This is a genomic window from Chitinophaga pinensis DSM 2588, from assembly GCF_000024005.1.
Lineage (GTDB): Bacteria > Bacteroidota > Bacteroidia > Chitinophagales > Chitinophagaceae > Chitinophaga > Chitinophaga pinensis.
The window spans coordinates 2,580,986-2,603,257 of sequence record NC_013132.1; the positions used below are offsets into that span (position 1 = coordinate 2,580,986).

General features: G+C 47.0%; 13 protein-coding genes. 8 read left to right on the plus strand and 5 right to left on the minus strand.

All coding sequences use genetic code 11. From position 1 onward, the window contains the following. Positions 1-42 precede the first annotated feature (42 nt). From CPIN_RS10560 to CPIN_RS10590, 7 genes are all read left to right on the plus strand, one after another. Complete coding sequence (locus CPIN_RS10560) at positions 43-651, plus strand: RNA polymerase sigma factor (protein ID WP_012789776.1); 609 nt, start codon at positions 43-45, stop codon at positions 649-651. A gap of 64 nt (positions 652-715) precedes the next feature. Further along, a complete protein-coding gene (locus tag CPIN_RS10565) occupies positions 716-1,885 on the plus strand; it encodes a FecR family protein (protein ID WP_012789777.1) in 1,170 nt (389 codons plus the stop codon). Positions 1,886-2,142: 257 nt separating this feature from the next. Next, a complete protein-coding gene (locus CPIN_RS10570) occupies positions 2,143-5,607 on the plus strand; it encodes a TonB-dependent receptor (RefSeq protein ID WP_012789778.1) in 3,465 nt (1,154 codons plus the stop codon). Between the two features lie 36 nt (positions 5,608-5,643). Continuing rightward, on the plus strand, positions 5,644-7,074 hold the full coding sequence (locus tag CPIN_RS10575; RefSeq protein ID WP_012789779.1) for a RagB/SusD family nutrient uptake outer membrane protein: 1,431 nt from the start codon (positions 5,644-5,646) through the stop codon (positions 7,072-7,074). Between the two features lie 10 nt (positions 7,075-7,084). Beyond that, positions 7,085-8,257, plus strand: a complete 1,173-nt coding sequence (locus CPIN_RS10580) for a TlpA family protein disulfide reductase (RefSeq protein WP_012789780.1) — start codon at positions 7,085-7,087, stop codon at positions 8,255-8,257. 13 nt (positions 8,258-8,270) lie between these two features. Next, positions 8,271-9,401: a redoxin domain-containing protein gene (locus CPIN_RS10585; RefSeq protein WP_012789781.1), complete on the plus strand. Its 1,131-nt coding sequence runs from the start codon at positions 8,271-8,273 to the stop codon at positions 9,399-9,401. A gap of 206 nt (positions 9,402-9,607) precedes the next feature. Further along, entirely contained in the window at positions 9,608-11,164 is a 1,557-nt protein-coding gene (locus CPIN_RS10590; protein ID WP_012789783.1) for a glycoside hydrolase family 43 protein, read from the plus strand. Between the two features lie 40 nt (positions 11,165-11,204). Here the strand turns inward: CPIN_RS10590 and CPIN_RS10595 are convergent, their stop codons facing one another. From CPIN_RS10595 to CPIN_RS10615, 5 genes are all read right to left on the minus strand, one after another. Continuing rightward, on the minus strand, positions 11,205-13,991 hold the full coding sequence (locus tag CPIN_RS10595) for a HEAT repeat domain-containing protein (RefSeq protein ID WP_012789784.1): 2,787 nt from the start codon (positions 13,989-13,991) through the stop codon (positions 11,205-11,207). A 50-nt stretch (positions 13,992-14,041) separates the two neighbouring features. Further along, a complete protein-coding gene (locus CPIN_RS10600) occupies positions 14,042-16,207 on the minus strand; it encodes a hypothetical protein (protein WP_012789785.1) in 2,166 nt (721 codons plus the stop codon). Position 16,208: 1 nt separating this feature from the next. Further along, complete coding sequence (locus CPIN_RS10605; protein ID WP_012789786.1) at positions 16,209-17,834, minus strand: hypothetical protein; 1,626 nt, start codon at positions 17,832-17,834, stop codon at positions 16,209-16,211. 37 nt (positions 17,835-17,871) lie between these two features. Further along, entirely contained in the window at positions 17,872-18,066 is a 195-nt protein-coding gene (locus CPIN_RS10610) for a hypothetical protein (protein ID WP_012789787.1), read from the minus strand. Positions 18,067-18,290: 224 nt separating this feature from the next. After that, positions 18,291-20,723, minus strand: a complete 2,433-nt coding sequence (locus tag CPIN_RS10615) for a TonB-dependent receptor (RefSeq protein ID WP_012789788.1) — start codon at positions 20,721-20,723, stop codon at positions 18,291-18,293. A gap of 299 nt (positions 20,724-21,022) precedes the next feature. Here CPIN_RS10615 and CPIN_RS10620 point away from each other — a divergent pair, with 299 nt between their 5' ends. After that, complete coding sequence (locus CPIN_RS10620; RefSeq protein WP_012789789.1) at positions 21,023-22,252, plus strand: exo-beta-N-acetylmuramidase NamZ family protein; 1,230 nt, start codon at positions 21,023-21,025, stop codon at positions 22,250-22,252. Positions 22,253-22,272 lie beyond the last annotated feature (20 nt).

Below are 22,272 nucleotides of genomic sequence, written 5' to 3' on the forward strand. Positions count from 1 at the left end.
ACAGTTGCTGTATCTTGGGAGAGTAAAACGTCAGGGATAATATTGCCGGATAAACCATCAAATATAGAACAGGGGGTGCTGCAACAGATCGCAGAAGGCGATGAGGCTTCATTCAGGGAGCTGTATGCCCGTTATTATCCTCAACTGCGTCCTTTTATCTGGAAATATACCGGCTCGGCGTTACAGACAGAAGATATCTTACAGGAAACGTTTATCAGGATCTGGCTGAACAGGGACAAATTGCCGGAGATTGAAAATCTCAGTGCCTGGATCTTTAAAGTCGCCTCCCGGGAATACCTCACCCTACTCAGGAAGCAGCTGGTATATGAAGAAAAGCTGGCTACGCTGAATATTAATATGGATAAGGATGGAGATCTGGCCCCGCTTACGCCGGATGACCAGGCGCACCTGGCGGATATCAGGCGGGTGATCGGCGAAGCGGTAGCACGGCTGCCAGAACAACGCCGCCGTATTTACCGTATGAGCCGGGATGAGGGTATCCGGATACAGGAGATCGCCGATACACTGTCTATTACTCCACGTACCGTAAAGAACGTATTAACTACCAGTCTGAAGGAGATCCGGGAACACCTGGCGGCTTCAGGATATACTTTTATGATCCCTCTCTTTTTGTTCCTCAAAGATTATTAAAAAAAATTGGAGTCCGGATAGTACCATTTCCGGTTTCCTGCTTCTTATATAGTAAAGGGGGCGTATGGAAGAACGTATCGCTTATTTATTAGGGCAACATCGCCAGGGGGTATTAACGGCTGCGGAACGTCAGGAATTGCAGTACTGGCTGGACTTGCCAGATGATACCACTATAGATGCGATTGCGGTTCTGATGGAACAGGAGGCTGTCACAGCGGAGCCGCTGGATGAAAGTACCCTGCATGAGCGTGTCGCACGTATTGTCTCTGTGGATAAAGGAGCAACGGAAAAGACAGCGATTGTCCGTCGACTGCGTACCTGGTGGTGGGCGGCAGCAGTCCTTATACTATGTTTTTCATTACTGGGTATCTATCGCTGGCAATACAACCAGACAGCGGTCAGCGACAGACTGGCACAACAGTCCGATCCGGTTATCATGCCCGGATCCAATAAAGCCGTTCTTACACTTGCCAACGGTGAAAAAGTTAACCTCGACAGCACAGGCCACCAACTGATCCGCGAGGGGGAAACAGCTGTACAACAACAGGGAGGCAGTCTGCTATATGCGGCGGGCGCCGGAACAGCTGTTACGTATAATACGCTTGCCACGCCACGTGGCGGACAATTCCAGCTGGTATTGGCAGACGGGACCATTGTGTGGCTCAATGCGGCAAGTTCCATCCGTTATCCAACGGCATTTAACGGGGATACGCGACAGGTAGAAGTGAGCGGAGAGGCTTATTTCCAGGTAGCTACCGATCCCGGACGGCCATTTACCGTACATACGGCTGGGCAAACTATCGCGGTATTGGGCACACAGTTCAATATCAATAATTATGGGGACAACGGACATATCATCACCACCTTATTAGCAGGTAAAATCAGGATCGATAATGGTCGCCGCCAGGTAGAACTGGCCCCCGGAGAACAATCTATCGTTCATACAGCAGACATCTCCATCAATAAGGAGGTGGATACCGATATGGTGATTGCCTGGAAAAACGGGCTTTTCAAATTTAACGGTACTAAACTGGAAGACGTCATGAAACAGCTGAGCAGGTGGTATGATGTGGATGTGATTTACGAAGGAGCAGTCCCTGAACGGCATTTCTCCGGAGAGATCACCCGCGGGGCAGCTATCACCGAAGTCCTGGACATGCTCAGGCTCCTGCATGTGAATTTTAAAATAACAGATAATGGACCACGTAAGACGATAACAGTGGTACCGGATTGATCAACCAAAATTCTAAAACTTATAAATCAGCCAAACATGAAGAGATAACAAGACCAACCATCCGGACAGGGTTATATCCAGAAAAAAAGCGCAGAAGTGGTACGAACACTTCTACGCCGATTGACTTTTGGATTAACCCTCCCTTCCGGGAATCTGATTAGCAATTATCATTTATTAATCCAAACAGTACAAAAGTAATGAATTTCCATTCTTTTACTATGGCAGCGCCATGCCCGCTGCTGTCAAAAAGAATCCTGATGGTTTTGAAAATTGTCACCTTTCTGATGCTTGTTACCTTGATGCATGTGAGTGCAAGCAGCTTTAGTCAGGCAATCAGTCTGAATGAAAAGGATACACCTGTTGAAAAAGTGCTGGAACGGATCAGTAAGCAGTCTGGTTTCCACTTCTTTTATGATGCTGCCACCTTTGCTAATTACAAGGTGACGATCAGTATCAGAGATGCCCAGATTGAAAAAGCACTGGATAGCTGTCTGCGTGGATTACCAGTGACCTATAAGATCATGGGTAAAAACGTAGTGCTGGTATCCGCAGAAAAAAATAACAGCATCCCGTCTCAGCCACAACAAGCACGGATTGTAAAAGGAACCGTGTTTGATGAAGACATGAAGTTGCTTATTGGTGTAACCATCCGTAACCGCAATAGCGGTAAAGGCACCGTTACCGACAGCAAAGGCGGATATGTGATAGCCGCTGATATCGGCGATGTGCTGGTAATCAGTTTTGTGGGTTATGTCACCCGTGAGGTAACAGTAGGGAATCAGCCGACTATCGACTTTCAGCTGAAGGTGACAAATGCTGCACTGAACCAGGTCGTTGTAGTAGGATACGGTAGTACCAGGAAGAAAGACCTCATTGGATCCGTAGCTACGGTGAACGTAAATGAAATACGGAATGTTCCCTTTGCCACTATCGATATTGGTCTGGCAGGTAAAGCCGCTGGTGTACAGGTGGTACAGTCTGACGGCTCTCCCGGTGGTGTGGCTAATATCCGTGTACGTGGCGGTACGTCTATCCTTGGGGGGAATGATCCTTTATACATCATCGATGGTGTGCAGATTACGCCCACCAGCCGCTATATCAAAACGCCTGGCGAAGTGGTAGACCCTGTTGCACGTTCGACCAACTTCAGTGATCCATCCAATGCTATTTCGGGTGCTTATGCACGTGGATTGAATAGTCTGGCGGGATTGAACATTAATGATATTGAATCTATTGATATCCTGAAAGACGCATCTGCCACCGCCATCTATGGATCTAAGGCGGCAAATGGCGTCGTGATCATCACCACCAAACAAGGTACACAGGATACGAAGCCTTATTTTGAACTAAATAATTATACCGGTGTTTCCCGTCCGGTTAAAGCCGATGTGCTGAATGCAGATCAATACAGGATGATCCTGAAAGAAGCCGCTACGAACTATAACGCCGACAGGGTGGCCATGGGGGAGCAACCTTCAGCTACGGCGAATAAGATCCTTAATGATCCTTCCTATCTGGGTATGGATAATACAGACTGGTTATCGCTTGTATTGAGGAGCGGTCTTACCCAGAACACAGACGTTTCTGTACGCGGTGGTGGCAGAGGAACCCGTTATTACACGTCCCTTTCTTATTCAGAACAGAAAGGCGTGGTAAAAGGTACTGACTTCAAACGCCTGTCGGGTAAGCTGAACCTTGATAACCAGGTCAATGCCCGGCTGAAGTTTACAACAAATATCAACTACGCATTTTCTACCAACAATATCACCAACGGCGCATATGCCCAGGCATTATATGCACCGCCTACCCGGGCGCCTTATAATCCTGATGGTACATTGGCTAATCTGGCCGGCAGTGCCGTGAATTCAGATAATTTCAACGGGTTTCAGAATCCGCTGGCATTGCTGAATGGTATCAACCAGGGTAAAAATGGATTGTTTCTTGGCTCACTGGCACTTGAGTATAATATTGTCAATGGGCTGAAATTCCGTAGCCAGGCTTCCATCAATTACAACCAGTATCACCAGCGTAACTACACACCTTCTTCTGCCCAGGTACAAACTGCCAGTGGCGCAGGAAGTTCTATGGGAGGTATTGGTTCACAGGGACAAACAGAAACGACCAGCTACCTGTATGAAAATACATTGAGCTATAATAAACAGTTCGGACCGGATCATCGTCTGGATGTAGTAGCGGGTACTTCCTGGCAGGAAGACAGGTCTAATTCATTCCAGGCTTCCGGACAAACCTATCCGGATGATTTTATCCTGAATAATTTATCATCAGCTGCTGTGACACTGCCAAGTAAGTCGGCCGCCTTCCAAAATGCTTTACTAAGCTTTTACCTGCGTGCTAACTATGCTTTCAGGGATAAATACCTGATCACTTTTACCGGTCGCTCGGATGCTTCTTCGAAGTTCTCTTCAGATAACAGGGTGGGTTATTTCCCTTCCGGTGGTATCGGCTGGCGTATTTCGCAAGAAAAATTCATGAAAAAGTTTACCTGGATCGATGATATGAAACTGCGTGCCAGTGCTGGTTATACAGGTACGCAGAATATCGGTAACTACCTGTACCGTACGCTGTATACGCCTGTATCCTACAATGGTACAAATGCTGTGATCCCATCTCAACTGGGTAACAACAAAGTGAAATGGGAACAGACCTTACAGAAAGATGCGGGTATTGATATCTCTATGTTCAGATCCCGTCTGGTACTGAATGTGGGGGTGTATGAGAAGAAGTCTTCCGGCTTGTTATTTAATCAACCTTTGCCATCCAGTTCTTCCTACTCATCTGTCATCGCCAACCTGGCAGACATCCGCAACAGAGGACTTGAAATTGAGGTTTCCGGCAATGTTATTACAGGTAAACATGCGGGCTGGAGAAGCAGTCTGAATATGTCTTTCAACCGTAGTCTCGTGACCGGTCTGAATATGGATTATACGGATCCGAATCATGGTGGTGGGGTTACTTCTTCCGGCGGACAGAGTTATATCATGTCCAATACGGTACTGAGAACCGGATATCCGGTAGGACAGTTTGTGGGTACACCCTACAATGGTATCATTCAGAATAAAGAACAGCTGGACGCGTATAAAGCGGCCTTTCCTTACTATGCCTTCTTTACTCCTTATCTGAATATAGGAGATCCGATGTATGTGCTGGCGACCAGTGGTCCGCTGTCGGGATTTCCTGATTCTTATGCACTCATAGGAAGCGCTGCACCGAAGTTCTATGGTGGATGGACGAATACCGTTAACTGGCGCAATTTCACCCTGTCAGCTTTAATGACCTATTCCTATGGCGGACATATCCTCTATGCGGCGGATATTGCCAATAAATCAGTGACTGATCTTACCAATAAGGGAGTGCGCATACTGGACCGCTGGACGCCTGAAAACAAAGATTCAGATCGTCCGAGACTTATTTACGGACAGAACTCCAATTTCACCAGCAGTAATGATATTTATAGTTCCTCCTTTATCAAGCTGAAATCTATAACGCTCAATTACCAGTTTCCGCAAACACTGTTGACGCGGACGAAGGTACAGTCAGCCTCCATCTATGCTTCTGCTACCAATCTGTTTACGATCACGAACTATCCGGGACAGGATCCGGAGGTGAGCAATGATCCATATAGCATTGTAGATGGTTATACGGATTCCAACAATTATCCGACTATCCGTCAGTTTGTATTGGGTTTCAGATTCGGCTTCTAGGCGTGTGATTTATTATGATCTTAAAGGACATTAAAGATGAAAAAAGCTATTATCATATTATCGGCGGTATTGATGGCGGGCAGCCAGTATAGCTGTAAGAAGCAACTGGACGAGCTGCCGAAAGACGCGCTGGTGCAGGGAAATACAATTGTCAATCAGCAAACGGCTAACATTGCGCTCAACGGGGTGTATTACCGTTTTGCCAACGCTTCACAAACAAATACGAACTGGACGAATAACCAGGTTAATACGGCTATACTGGCAGGCGTACTGGATGATGGGCGTAATACATTGAATGAAGCGAGTAATGTATTAGGAAGGACCAATTTCAATAATGACTGGGGGCGTTATTACTCCCTCGTGAATGCGGCCAATGGTATCATAGACCAGGTGACTGCACTCAGCGGAACCTTATTTTCCAATGGCAGAAAAGAGCAGATACTGGCGGAGGCCAGGTTTATGCGGGCCTTTGCTATATTCAAGGTGCTGACACTGATGGGCCAGTGGTTTGATATTAACAGTAGTTACGGGGCGCTGTTGCATGACAAGTTCCTTACCTCTACTACTTATGCCAGGGCACGTTCTGATGTCAAGAGCAGTTATCAGTTCATATTGTCAGACCTGGATTATGCGGTAGAGAATGCCGCTACATCCGGTAGCAATGTGTACGTCACAAAATGGGCGGCGATGGCATTGAAGATGCGTGTGCTGTTAGCAAGGGGCCAGCAGGAGGATTATGCACAGTGTGCCGCTATTGGAAATAATGTTATCAGCAGCAGTGGTTATGTGTTAGAACCGAATACCCGTGATATCTTCTATGTAAAAGGGCTGAGCAGTAAAGAGGTGATACTGGGCGTTACACCACAGGCTAACCAGGGGGCTTACTACTATAATACCAGCGGTGTATATGTACGGCGTAACTTTTTTTATGTAGCAACGACGCTATTAAAAGATCTGCTGGCAAATGATCCGCGTCAGCAATGGTATATCGGCAATGCGAATGGTGATAAGGCAGGTACATTTTATTTTATAAAGTATGTACAATCCACACTGACTACGACACAGTTATCGGAAGTGGCGTATGCGATCCGTTTGTCTGAGGTCTACCTGATGACGGCTGAAGCGACGATCCGTTCCGGCGGTAGTCTGGCTGTTGCAAAGGGACTGATACACGCTGTACAAGCGGGCGCCGGTATTACTGCAACAGACAATACGACCAGCTATCTGGCGGTTGAGCAGGCAAATACGGCGGACGATCTGTTGTTGCAGGGTTACTATGAGTATGTGAAAAGCTTTGCAGGGGAGGATGATCAGTATTACTTCGCCTTGCTGCGTTTTCCACTGGCGACTGTTACTACGCTACGACCAACTATCAAAAATAAAGAACAATACATTTACCCTGTTCCGAGGTCAGAGTTTGTCAACAATCCACTGATCGGCGCACAGAATCCGGGATACACGCAATAAAAAGATCATCATGAAAATACAGTTTGTCTTATTAGCGGCTGCATTATGCAGTACCGCAAGCGGAGCTATTGCACAGCAAAAAACAAAACAGTTTGTATTAGAAGGGATATTGACTGCCGGTAATCCTGATAGTGTGAGATGGACATATGCTGATGCGGCGCATAAACAGGTAGTCATTGTAAAGGCCGTTAAAGACCATCGGTTTAAGATCAGTGGGAATATCGGCGGGCCAGGTACTGCGTCTGTTTCTTTTGTTTTTAAAGGCCAACAGACAACAGATAAACATGTGCAGTCAGGGAAAGACTACCGCGTGTTTTTCATAGAACCTGCTGTTATGAAAATGACGGGAGATGCTACGGCGCTGCAAACGCTCACACTCAGTGGTTCTGAAACACAAAGGGAGTCTGAAGCGCTGGAACGTATGCTGAAACCCATAGAGGAGCGGAGTACTGCGTTGCGGGCGGCCATTAAGCAAACAACAGATACTACCGCTAAAAGAGTACAACGTGCAGAAATGGACCAACTACAGGAGCAGCGTAACAAAACGTATTACACGTTTATGTTGCAAAACCCGCATTCTTACGTGACAGCATACTATCTGAATTTTTATATGCCTTTTTACAGTACGGCAGCAATAAGGAAGGTGTATGACTTATTCACTCCTGCCGAGCAGCATGGGCTGTTAGGAAAGGCTATAGGAGAAACACTCAGGGGGATGGAAGCAGGCGCTCCGGGTCAGCAGGCCATTGATTTCAGTGTTAGCGATATCAATGGTAAACAACTGTCCTTGTCGGATTTCAAGGGCAGGTACGTGATACTGGATTTCTGGGCTTCCTGGTGTGTGCCTTGTCGCCACAGTCATCCGCACCTGATAGAATGGTATAATAAATACAAAGGAAAAGGGCTGGAGATCATTGGTATTGCTTCTGATGATGGACGTGAAGCTGCCTGGAAAAACGCGATAGAACAGGATGGTATCGGTATCTGGCGGCACGTACTGGCGGGTGTAGATCAACAGAAGGTTATGCAGCGTCAGTCTAATCCCCGGGACATCACGATAAAATACGGCGTCACTGCTTTGCCGACAAAACTGATCATTGGTCCTGATGGAAAGATACTTGCGCGTGATACGGGAGACGGCGATCAGATTGGAAAAGAGTTAGAAAAGATATTTAATAACTGATCAACATTTCAGCATGAAAAGAATATTCACAGCAGCGTTGCTTTGTATGCCAGGTATGCTGCTTGCGCAGAAGCCCTTTAAACTGTCGGGGAAGGTTGGAGTATTGGATAAGCCGGCAAGAGCCTATCTTTTGTATAGTTACAATAGCAAAACTACCCTGGATTCAACAGATATTTCCGCTGGTGATTTCGCGTTCAGCGGTAAACTGGATTATCCGGTTACAGCTACTGTTATTATCAGTCATGATGGTAAAACGATGCGTGAAATGAGAGAACAGGATAAGTTGAATATTTATCTTGAACCCGGTGACCGTACGATGCTACCGGCCGATTCCATCGCCAGATCGGGTGTTAATGGTTCTGCTATTAACGATGCCTATGTTAAGCTGTGTAATGCACTGGCCCCTGTGGAAATGGAGCTGATGAATATCTATAGGAAATATGCTATCGCTACGGCGGAAGAACGCAAATCAGAAAGTTTTAAAAAGGAAATGGAGGCGGCAGAGGAAGCCAATGATAAAGCTAAAAAGGCAGTACAGCTGGATTTTATTCAGCGTCATCCGAATTCAATTGTAAGTCTGCATACCATACAGGATTATGGTGGTGCAGTACCGCAATATGAAGTGGTGCAGCCGTTGTTTGAAGGACTGGCGAAAGAGATCAAAACATCTGTACCGGGGAAGAAGTATAGTGAATATCTTGTAAAGATCTCGCGTACTGCCATTGGCAAAGTGGCGCCGGAAATAGCTTTGCCGGATACGGCGGGGAATGTGATTAAACTTTCTTCCCTGAAAGGTAAATATGTGCTGATTGATTTCTGGGCTTCCTGGTGTGGCCCCTGCAGAGCAGAAAACCCGGCGGTTGTAGAAGCGTATAACAAGTACAAATCTCATGGATTTGAAGTACTGGGTGTTTCGCTGGATAAAGGACCCTCAAAGAGTGCCTGGATAAAAGCAATTAAAGATGATGGACTCACCTGGTTACAGGTATCTGATCTGCAATACTGGAAGAGTCCGACAGCCGGGGAGTATGGTATACGTGCGATTCCACAGAATTTCCTGCTGGATCCGGAAGGAAAGATCATTGCAAAGAATCTGAGGGGAGAAGAGCTGGATAAAAAGTTAAAAGAGACTTTCGCCATGTAAATGACAGATGACCGGATATGATCCGGGATATCAGCAAGCTGACCTGGCAGAGATGTCAGGTCAGCTTGCTTTTTATAGGTCCCTGGGCGGCGGTTGGAAATAAATATATCCTGCTCTATTATATGTCAGATGTACAGTTAATTTAATTTCGTATTTTACAGATCCACGGTATGGAATGAAGTATTGTTTGTAAATAACGACACTATATGAAATCGCTGCTTTTGCTGACAGCATTTACACTGGCATATCTGTCCGGATATGCGCAATCAAAGACGGCTGATAAAGCTGTAAATCCTATTATCTACGCGGATGTGCCAGACCTGGCTATGATACGGGTCGGGGATACTTATTACATGAGCAGTACGACGACGCATATGGCGCCTGGTGTACCGATTATGAAATCCACTGATCTTGTCAACTGGCAGATGGTGGGCTATGCTTATGACGTACTGGATGATATGGATGCCCTCAATCTGGATAATGGAAAGAGTGCTTATGGCAGTGGTTCCTGGGCGAGTAGCCTTCGTTATCATGAGGGTATTTTCTATCTGACTACATTTTGTGGTACCACGCATAAGACGTATGTATACACTACAAAAGATATAGAGAGAGGTCCCTGGAAGAAAGCGTCTTTTACACCGATGCTGCATGATCATTCTTTATTTTTTGATGATGATGGGAAGGTGTATATGGTATATGGAAGCGGGAAAATCATGCTGGCGGAACTGAATAGCGATGCTGCGGGTATTAAGCCGGCTACAGCAGGTAAGGTGATTATTGAAAATGCCAGTGCGCCTGCCGGACCGAATATTGGTCTGCCGGCAGAGGGTTCCCAGTTATTTAAGATCGATGGCTGGTATTACCTGTTTAATATCTGCTGGCCTAAGGGTGGTATGCGTACGGTGACTGTGCACCGGGCCAATAAGATCACCGGACCTTATGAAGGACGTGTAGCATTGCAGGACAGGGGCATTGCACAGGGAGGATTGATCAGTACCCCGGATGGGAAGTGGTATACCTATCTTTTCCGGGATTTCGGTGCTGTCGGGCGAGTACCTTATTGGGCGCCTGTGCATTGGGAAGATGGCTGGCCGGTATTGGGCATTAACGGCGTAGTACCTGATTCGCTGGATTTACCGGCATCAAATGGGATGATGGGAGAGATCGTAGCATCGGATGAATTCAACAGGAAAAAAGGAGATCGTGTGTTGCCATATGCGTGGCAATGGAATCATCAGCCTGCAAATCATCTGTGGTCATTGCAGCAACGCCCTGGTTATCTGCGGTTGACTACTGGTCGTGTAGATACTTCTCTTTTCCTTGCCAGGAATATGCTGACACAAAGAACTTATGGACCTCAGTGCTCCGGTATCACTGCGCTGGATGTGACACATATGAAAGACGGAGATTGTGCGGGCTTGACCTTATTTCAGCAGGAATATGGCTGGATAGGGGTGAAGGTGGAGAAGAATGTCCGTTACCTGGTGATGGTCAGTTATGTGTCAGGCCGGCCTGTTGAACAGGGTAGAATACCTTTACAGCAAAAGACGGTTTATCTGAAAGCGGATTGCGATTTCCGTAACCTGACTGATAAGGGGTACTTTTATTATAGCCTGGATGGTCAATCCTGGGTGCAGTTCGGAACGGTATTACAGATGAAATACACCTTGCCTCATTTTATCGGCTACCGTTATGGGTTGTTTAATTACGCTACTACAACAGCGGGTGGATACGCAGATTTTGATTTCTTCCGCTGGCAATAAATAAAAACGGCTTCTCTTTCAGAAGCCGTTTTATTATCTGTTACCTGGACTGTTCTTCTAAACGGGAGAGGGCGTTATTGATGTTACTCAGTTGCTCTTTTACCAGTTTTGTATGACTGTAATGTGCCAGGAGGTCTTTCAATACCTGATAGCCTTTTCCCATTTCTCCTGACTGCAAAGCTTTGGCGGCCTGCTGGTACAATTGCTGCGCTGCATCCTGATCAGGATCTGCTTTAGGGAAATGTCTGTATTCAAAGGTCTCCCATAGTTCGTTGTTCCAGGGCCATTGCTGCTGAACGATATCTTTGTTCATACCCTTCAGTATATCCGGGAATTTCTTACCCGAGAAATCTGGTTCCAGTCTTTGCTGTACTTTACAGATTGCCACATATACTTCTGCCGCTGCGTGGGCTAATTCAGGCGGTATGGGGTTGCCATTCATGAGTCTTACGTAGTCATTCCATTTTTTCCAGAAGAGGTATACCATTCTGTCCCGCAGGCCATTTGTTTCCGGCAGGATGCGGATATTGTCAGCTAACTGCCGCAGGAAGGCTTGTAATGTCTCTGCGTTGCTGTATACTGTTTTTGCCCAGGTATTGCTGGCTTTTCTAAAAAGGTGTTCCAGCACAAGGTATTGCAGTGTTGCTTCAGGTGCATCGCTTGCTGAAGGAGACGTAGAGAACAGTTGTGTAATCAATTGTCCGGGTTCCATTGCGAATACGAGTTCCGCTATCGGCCAGTCGTTGTATGCGCTGTACCAGCCGCTGTATTCCCAGTCATTGATGGTGCTGTACCGCTTTTTGGAATGAAGGGTAGACAGGTTGTGTTGCATGTAACGACGGAAGTTGTCTTGCGTGAATAATGCAATTACCCTGTCACGGTATTCCAGGTCCATAAAGCCGGTGCTTTCCAGGTATTTTCTGACCATGTAAGTGCCGTCTTTGTCGATGGAGGTCAGCAGGTAATCAAGGCTGATCTGTACCAGTTCGGGCGTAACCAGTTTACCTGTCTGCATAATATTCAGCAGTCGCTGGAGAATGCCGTCCGTCTTTGGAAGACTTAACAACATCTTATACAATGCAATGACCTCTGTCTTTTTGATCGTTCTGTTCTGCCAGGCTTCATTCAGCATTCTTTCTGCTTCCATGAAGGTTTGCATACCATTCTTCTTCAACAGCGTCTCTTTGAATGCAGGCAGGAAAGCGCCTGTCTGATCTGCCTTTTCTGTTTCTGACAGCAGCCAGTTGGCTTTGGTCAGCGAAACGATATAAGGCAGTTCGGCCCTTATTGTTGCATCCTGAGCGGATAGTATTCCGAGTGTCTGTACCCATTCGTCCAGGGGCGCCTGTGGATAAAATGCAATGTGCCGGTAAAGTACATTGATCATTGTCGGCGCCAGTTGGTGAATATCTGTTTCCAGTGTTTTTAATAAGCCATAAATACTGGCGACTTCTGAGATGCTTTTTGCCTGTTCGAGCATCAGTCCCAGACTGCGTTTAAGATCGGGAGAATCGCTGTAGGAGAAGGTACGCAGGCGTTCTGTTACCATGTGTTTGATAGCAGGAGGGAAGTAGACACCTTCCAAGATCTCTCTGAAGAGTTGCAGTAAGAGTGCCTTGTTTTCTTCTGTAACAGGGATCTGCGTGGCGGCTTCGGCCAGTTGTATTTTTAAGTGATGTTCGGTTTCTGCTAATGCCAGCGATATCAACGCTGCTTCTGTGGCAGGCGATTTACGACCGGTGTGTAGCAGTACGGATATCAGTGCACTACGTAATACGGTAAGTGGTTCTTTATTGATAGCAGCTATCAATGCCGGTTCGATGGTGTCCTGGTAGCGAACAAAATGTTGTTGCAGATAAGGAATGGCGGCTTCTCTGACATAGGGATTGGTATCCTGTAAGCCTTTTATCAGCAGGGCAGGTATTTCGCTATGGCGGAGTAAGGAGAGCAGGCTGATTTTCAGTCCGGCGGACTGACTGTCTGCAAACAACTGAGACAGTTGTTCTGCCAGTTCCGGGTGTGCTGTCAACCTGTCTTTCAGTATAGCCAGTAATTCCGGTTGATCGGGCATACGTTGTAATGCCGCGAGGACACCAGGAAACAATGACTGGTCTGCGGTCTTCAGTCCGGCGAGCAATTGAATAATCGCGGTACGTACATGTAAGTCATTCTCCTCAAGGAACTGTGTAGACAGGGTACTGATCACTGCCGGAGAAGGAGCTGGCAGCGATGCGAGGAAACTGATGGCATCCAGTCTGGTACTGCTGCTTTCCAGTGGGGACAGGAACTGTAATACCAGTTCTGCTGCTGATTCCATCGGAAACTGTTTTACCAGCTGCAACAAGCTGTATTTGGTTTTTGTGGGCGCCAGTGGAATGAATGCGCTGATCTTTTGGATGGTAGCAGGCGTTTTTTGTACGCTGTTGCCCAGACCAAGTATACATTCCAGTTGTATGGCGATATCAAGATCGTTGACCAGTGTTTCTGCCAGGATTTCCTGTACGAGGTCTACGTGTGACGCGAGTGCTGCGAGTTTATGTACTGCCTGCAGGCGTAGTGCTCTTTCTGTTTCCAGGCAGGCAAACCAGCAGAAGGTATCAATATAGGCACTCCGTTGAGTAAGACGGGTGATGGGGATGTCGGACAGGAGTGCCAGCATCCGCGCACGTATGGTGGTGGAGGCTTCGTTTCTCGCTGCGAGGGACAGTTTTTCTGCGGCTTCGTCTGTAGCGAGGAAGGGTTGCAGACTGTTTAGTGCATCCAGGCGTTCTGTTTCCGAACGTTCAGGCGCTAATAGTATATCGAATAAAGCTAATTCTTCAGGCATCGTTTAAAGTTATCAGGTCAGCAAATCGGCATCCGGGTATCACTGTATGATTAATCAGCGAAACCGGGTCCTTCTTCGTCAGCAAATCCCGGTTTCTCCGGCGCTGCATTGCGCAGCATCTTTTCCAGGTCCATACCCGCATTGCGGGTGGCGTCTTTCAATGCGCGCATGGCGTCGGCATCCTGTTGTACAAAAGGCTGCTGTACGATCCATTGCAGCAATTCCGGAACGGGCGCCCAGGAACTGTTGGCCGAGAGATAACTGATGTAAGGCAGGACACCTGCAGCAGATTGTTGTTTTTGCAGGTGTTGCCGGAATACTGTTTCCAGTTCATCGCCCCAGATGAGATGATTCAGTTCATCCAGTTGGAGCAGATTGATATAACGGCCTCTTTTTTCCAGTAGGGACCACAATCCTTCTTTTAGTTCGGCGAATTGCGGATTGCTTTTCAGCACCAGCAGGTATTGCCTGAATTTAGACTCATTACCGAGGTCTGTGGTCAGGAGCTGGTTGAGTGTGTATCTGCTGAGATTATCGTCTATACCCGCCTTAACGGCCAGGAAACGGAGTATATCTACATCGGAGACACGCTCCTGGTAGAGAGAAGAACTTCCGCCAGGTGTAAGGGCTGCCCAGAGGATACTGCGGGCCATGGCAGGATTATCATCATAGTACATCCAGAGATGTGGGAATATACCAGAGAAATCATGTTCAACATCTGCTTTGTGCAGCCATTGTTCCCAGTTGATATGTTCACCACCAGCCTGGGAGATCGCGCTTTCCTGGACCTTGGTACAGATATCACGGATGGTGGCATCGGTTTCGTGGTCGGCCAGTTTGCCGAACACCTGTATGGTAGCGGAAGATAAGTCCGGAATGGTACTGATCTTTCTGGCCAGTGTACGGCGGAGGTCTGCCTGCAGGTCCGGATACAGTAATACAGGCGCTGCTGCCTCTACGGTCGCAATATTGGTCCGAGTCAGCGGTATTAACAATATCCCTCTGATACCTGCTTCTTTAATAGCCGGTGAAGTTGCATCCAGGGCTTTCAGGTAGAAGCTGTTCAGTTCATCACCTGTTGTGACCGCGGCAGCGATGGCATTCAGGATGGCGGTACGGCATTCCGTATGTTGTTCCTGTTCGAATAACTGCACAAATCTTTCAAATAGTGCAGGTCGTTGCGGGATCAGTTTACCGAGGATTTCATAAATGCGTACTGCCAGTGTGGTCTGGATGTTTTGCGTGAGCAGCTGTGACAAGGCATTGGACAATGTTTCATGTTGCGCGGTATATGGCGCGAGCAGGTTGATCAGTCCCAGTGCAATGCCGGCTTCTTTTTCGGTAGCCAGGTTATTACAGAGGTGTGTAATGATCGCCGGCGTCAGTTTGATGCTATAGGAAAATGCGTGCAGGGCTGCATTTCTTACACTGGCATCCGGATCATTCCTGCCGGATTCGAGTAGTACATCGATCAGTTCGGGACTGTCTATGCCATGTACTGCCAGTAATTGTATACAACGGATACAGATCAATGGAGATCTGTCTGATTTTATCAGTTGCGCGAGGGCGTCTGTCGGTACATAAGATCTGTCAAAGCAGAAGCGCAGGACCATTTCTTTGATCAGGAAGGGTTCTTCCGGTGTCAATAACTGACTGATCAGGGGGAGGTCTGCTTCATGCTGCAGGAGTAATCTGTTCACCAGTACCAGCTTGTCGGCTTCATCTACTTTGTTGAGTATCTCTTTATAGAAGCTGAGATCTTCAGGGCTTGCATCCAACGGTATCAGCAACCACGATAAGATCATGCTGCTGACATCTCTGTTGTCCTGTTGCCGGTAGAAGGAGATCAGGTGTTGCCTGGCCTGTTTATATGTGATAGAGAATCTGCCCAGCAGGGGAAGGATAATATCCCTGCTTTCATCCTGTTGGAGGGAGTTGATCAGCACATGGATAAACCGGTCTTTGATCGCTATCTGGTGCATACCCGTGCCGGCCAGTTGTAGCAACATGTCCGCTTTGAGCTGTGTATCTTTTTCTGCTTCGATCAGGTCTATCCATTTTGCAGCAATCGCGGGATCCTGCAGGTATGGACTTGCTGACGACAGCAGGGAGTATTTTGTATCTGTATCGGAGAGCGGTACCATATCCAGCATCATCAGTGATTGTGAGGTATTGGCCGTTCTTCTTTCTTTGATCTGTTCAATAATGTTACTCATCTCAGGATGTTTTCAGCGTATTGGGTTTAATACCTGCCAGGGTTGCTGTGAGTGTGTCCTGCTGACCGGCTTCCAGGTTTAATTTCAGTATGGCGTCCAGTGCTTTTTGTCTGGACTGGGTGTCGACCATTTCATTGCGTACGACGGACAGTAGTACATCGAAGCGTTTTTCCACGCCGGGGCGCAGATAACCATCGAGACAAATCCGCAGTAGTTCCCGTTCGGTATCGTACAGCAATACATCTTCCAATGCAGCTGGTATTTGTGGATAGAGTTCCGCGACACCTGCCAGTATACCTGCACAGGTGACCCTGAAAGGAGAACCTGGTTCTGTGAGTTCTGTACAGAAGGCGTCTACCAGTTGCGGGTGACGGGCAACGGACAATGCTTTTACCTGGTTGAAAAGTATTTCCCGCAGGCTTTCATCCCTTTCTTTTGTGAATAACTGTAGTAATGTATCCAGTACCTGTTCGGTCTTCAGTCGACCGATCAGTAATGACAATACTTTCCTGCGTTGTGCCGTATTAGGCAGGTCTTTGATACCGTCCAGCAACATATTGCTGATTTCCGGATCTCTGCCTGCATAAGGGGCCAGCATATCGGTGAGTTGATTGAATTCAGTATCGTCGAAAACGCCCGGATGGGAACTGAAGGCCGCAGCGACTGTATTACGGATTTCTGGCAGTCGCATCACTGGTTTTAGTAGTTCCAATACAGTGAGACGCACTCCTTCTGAGCGGTCTGCGGCGAGAGAAGCGGCCAGCTGTATGAGCTGTTCGTTACTCAGTTCCGGCATCTCTTTCTGCAGGTGCAGTGCCTGTTGACGGATACTTTCATCACTGTCGTGGACGGAAGACCAGTATACCTGGGCCACCATATCCCCGTTCCAGGGGCGTATACGTTGTAAGGCGAGCAGTGCCTGTGCGCGCATATAAGCTTCATTGTCAGTACGCAGTACCTGTATGATCAGCGGTGCATAAGCAGCGTCCAGCAGCTTAGCATCTGCGAGGCGCCTGAGGATGCGTATACGTATATCTTTATCATTCTTTACATCCAGATAGGGTTGTAAAGCGGTCACGATCTTTTCTCCCCATACCGGGCATTTCTCTGCCAGGGTGAGCGCCTGCATCTGTAATAGAGTACCACCGTGATGGTGTTTATCCAGCGCTGCCAGTGCAATCTCTTCTGTCACTGCCGGTAAAGTGGATAAGGCATCCTGTACGGCGGCCATTTCCTGTTCACTGAGTTGTGTATCGGCGCCCAGTGTAATAAAGAAAGGCGCCAGGCGGCTATCCTGGTGCAGACTTTCCTGCAGGCGGTATAGCAGGGCTGTACGTGTATCACGGTCTTTCTCCTGCTGGAATACCAGTATCAATGCGTCGAATAGTGCACTGAGGTCCGTAAAACGGGAAGTATTCAGCGAAGAGAGGAAGAAAAGAAGTCTGTCGCGGGTTTCTTTGTCCTTTGTTTGTGGCAGTACTTCCAGCAGGGCAGTCGTCACTTCGGGTACATGCAGGTTCTGTGATGCCAGTTGAATGATCTGGGCTTTGATCACCTGTTCTGCGTGGGGGCTTCCCAGTACTTTCCGGATCAGTCCCGGCAGGGAATGTTGGGTCGTATTGTCCATCCTTTTCAATTAGATATGATATAATAAAAGCGGGCGATTACAATGTTTCTATCGCCTCTATTTTTTCGGTTTTGATCGTACAGCGTTTGCCTTCAGCAGTTCTGACTTCTACGGCGCCGGGATGCAGCTGACTGACAATGCCGTGCACAATTGCGCTGGTCAAAAATATGGAGACGGGCTGTTGTTCTGTATAACTGTTTTCCAGTAATTTTTCGAACAGGGTTGTTGACATGACGTTGGGGTTTTATTAACCAATGGGGTGAATTTCGAATATTTACCGGGCAAAAGTAGAATTTAATTAGGAATTAAGAATTAGGAATTAGGAATTAAGCGGAGATCACAGCAACTTCTATACAACAAAAGGCGTCCTATATAAATGGACGCCTTTTGTTGTATAGAAAACTAGTATTAAAATGAATTCCTAATTCTTAATTCCTAATTCCTAATTCTTATCGGTTAGAATCTGAAAGTAGCATTTACTGACAGACGTCTTGGCATTTGTTTCTCCAGGGTAGTCCATCCGGAGAAATATTCCTTGTTGCTGACGTTATCCAGTTTTACACCGAGGCGGTATGATTTTGCATTGTAGAATACAGATGCATTCAGGATGGTGTAAGAAGGCAGTGTGAACAGACCTGTGGTCAGACCGTTAGTCACGTTGTTATCACTGGCATAGTTACCACCGAAGCCCAGACCAAGACCTTTTACAGCGCCTTTGGTAAAGGCGTAGCTGATCCAGGCATTTGCCAGGTTAGCAGGACCGGCAGATACTGGTCTTCTGTTCAGGTATTCCGCATCTATCTGTAAAGCTTTGCTGTCATTGTAGCTATAACCTGCTACGATGTTCAGACCTGGCAGCGGATTAGCGATCAGGTCAAATTCAACGCCTTTACTTTTCTGTTTACCATCCTGGATGGTCACATTGTAGGCGGTACCTTCACGTTCTACGGTGATCTGGCGGGTCATGTTAGACACCAGCAGGTCGTAGTAGCTGGCCGTCAGGGCTACTTTGTGGTTCAGTACATCCAGTTTTACACCACCTTCCCACTGATTAGCCTGTTGTGGCTTGAAGATGTTAGTGTAGTCAGGTAGTACTCTTACACCCGGAGCGGTGTTACTGAAACCGTTCATATAGTTACCGAATACGCTTACCTGGTCTTTAACGATCTGGTATACCAGACCAAATTTCGGAGACACTGCAGTCTGGCCGTATTTATCACTGGTGGTATTGGTTGCGAAATCTGTGTATCCTTTGCTTTCGAAGCGGTCCACACGCAAGCTCGCCATGGCGCTTAACGCGTCTGTGATATTCAGTACATCGGAGATGTAGGCGCTGTATACCTGTGCACTGTTACCGTCTTTGGTACCGCCTTGTCCGCCGAGTTTCGCATCTACCGCAGCTTTTGTCAGCTGTGCGTAGCGTGGATCGTCATTACGTGTAACGTTCACGAAGTCAAACAGTGCGTATGCGCTGTTATTATTCACGGTGCTCTGATCATTGAAATCCAGACCGAATACTACACGGTTACGCAGGCTACCGATGTTGAAATCACCGATGAAGTTCTGCTGGATATCGGTAGTGGTAGTGGTGGAGTTCTGATAGTATGCAAAACGGCTCAGTAATGTATCGTTTGGTCCGGGACTTCCATTAGGGCCCATATCCAGGAACATTACATAGGAATAATATCCATCGCTTTTACGAGAGCTTCTTGACAATACAGTCTGGGACGTCCACTTATCAGAGATCTTATAATTAGCCTGACCATAGAGGTTTACGGTAGGCGTTTTATGTGTCAGATCGTTGCTGGTGTAAGATCTGTCAAAATCCATGTGCAGTTGTTCAGGCGTTTTTGCGATCAGCGGACGATATCTGTTCAGGAATACCATCAGCGCATTGGTGCTTTCAGCATTGTAGAATTCTGCATTTACCAGGAAGGATAATTTATCGCTCGCTTTATAAGAGAAGCTTGGTGCGAAGAAGAAGGACTTTTTGAAACCTGCATCCTGGAAGCTGCCTTCATTGTGATAAGCGGCATTCACACGCAGTAAAGCTGTTTTATCAGCATTCAGCGGTGCGTTGACGTCGGCTGTTACACGGTTGAGGCCAAATCCGCCGGCAGTGTAACTGATTTCACCACCGAAAGTTTCGTAAGGTTTTTTAGTAACGATGTTCAGCAAACCACCGAAGGAAATATAGCTGCTACCAAACAGGGTACCGGAAGGACCTTTGATAGATTCGATTCTTTCTACGTTAGCAGGATCGATACCACCGTTAGTCAGGCCCGGGATACCATTGATCATGGTTGGCTGTACGCTGAAACCACGCATAGAGAAATAGCCGGCGCCGTCAGTAGGCCGGCCTGTAGATGACCAGAGTTTGGTTACACCCGGTGTATTTTTCAATGCGTCGTCGAAGTTGGTTACTACCTGTTCCTGCAGCAGTTCTTTAGATACAACGTTGTATACCTGTGGATTTTCCAGGTTTTTTAAAGGGAGGCGCGCTACGTAGTCAGATTCTTTTTTTGCGAACTTACTACGGCCTGTCGCTACTTCCACTTCCTGCAACTGGATATCTGACAGTTGTAAGGTGACGTTGATCTCGGTTGTATTATCAGAGGAGACGATAACAGTTTCTTCTTTTGCGCCGTGGCCCAGCAGGGTAACCTGTAAGGTGTAGGTGCCAGGTTTCACATTGTTCAGTAAAAAAGCGCCATTTTCGTCTGTAATGGTCGATTTCTTAGTATTTTTTAATGTTACTGATACCATTGCAGCTGCCTTTCCATCTGTCGTCTTAACTGTACCTTTAACGACTCCGTTTCCGTCTTCTGCGAAGAGTGCGCAAGGACTGAATGCCAGGAGCATTAAAAGTAAGGTCTGAAGTAGTCTCATATAATACGTATGTTTTGGGCCGCGAAGTTGGGGTATAAACGGCGGACGCGTTTATACAATCGGGAAAATGATTTACGCTATGCGGAAAAATAGTTGAAGGATCAACTATGATGGGTACAAGAAAAGTTGGTATATGTGTATGACGGGATGTGTAAAGTGTTGATTAGACATTAAATAGTATGAGATTGCCTATTTGAGGGATATCAGCAGGTTGTGAGGATAGATAGCGGAGGGGACAATAAGCTGTTAAGCGAAAGGTGTCCTGCTTATTTGTATATTGTATAGCTAACCATTCAGATATGAAGATAATATTCACGATTGCCACGCTTGTTACGTTGTTTACATGTCCTGCTTCTCACCCGGAGACACAGGCCACTGTTGTCCGGAAGGAGAAAGAAGATGCAGGGATTATTACGGGGGCCAGTCAGACGGCTGCCTATTTGCCATTATTGAAAGGGAAAAGAGTGGCTGTGCTCGCGAATCCTACTACTGTTATCGGGAATAGTCACCTGGTGGATAGTCTGTTGAAGAGAGGGGTTAAAATTGTCAAGGTATTCGGACCGGAACATGGTTTCCGTGGCAATGCCAGTAATGGGGCTAAAGTAAAAGATGAAAAAGATGCGGCGACCGGTTTGCCGATCATTTCACTGTATGGCGCTAAGCGTAAGCCAGGTGCAGCTGAGCTGGCAGATGTGGATATTGTCATTTTTGATATACAGGATGTGGGATGCCGCTTTTATACTTATATCAATGTGCTGAGAGATGTGATGGAGGGTTGCGCGGAGAATAATAAAGAAGTGCTGATCCTGGATCGGCCTAATCCTAATGGTTACCTGGTAGATGGGCCGATATTGGATATGCGTTTGAAATCGGGTATCGGACAGTTCCCGATTCCAATTGCACATGGCATGACGATCGCTGAGTTTGCAAAAATGATCAATGGAGAGGGTTGGTTGCCTGGTGGAAAAACCTGTAAACTGAAGATCATTCCGTTGAAGAACTACCAGCATGACATGGAGTATACCTTACCTGTAAAACCTTCACCAAACCTGAATACACAACAGAGTATATTATTATATCCTTCTACCTGCTTATTTGAAGGTACTGTTATCAGTCAGGGGAGAGGTACCCAATATCCGTTTACGGTACTGGGAAGTCCAGCGTTGAAAGACAAATACAGTTTCTCTTTTAAGCCGGTGAGCATTCCCGGTATGAGCGAAACGCCGCTGCATATGAATAAAGCGTGCTACGGACTGGATCTCAGAAACTATGACGTAGCTGCACTGCGTCGTGAGAGAAAGATCAACCTGGAATGGATGATCTCATTGTACAATGCTTATCCTGATAAGGCCCGCTTTTTTGACCGTTCGATCAGTACGCAGATCGGGAACATCGACTATCTGGCCGGTGTGTCTGAATTCAAACAACAGATTATTGCAGGAAAGACAGCGGAGGAGATCCGTGCATCCTGGGAACCTGGTTTGTCGAAGTATAAAGAGATGCGTAAAAAGTACCTGTTATACCCCTGAGCATAGAGGGGGATTTTTCC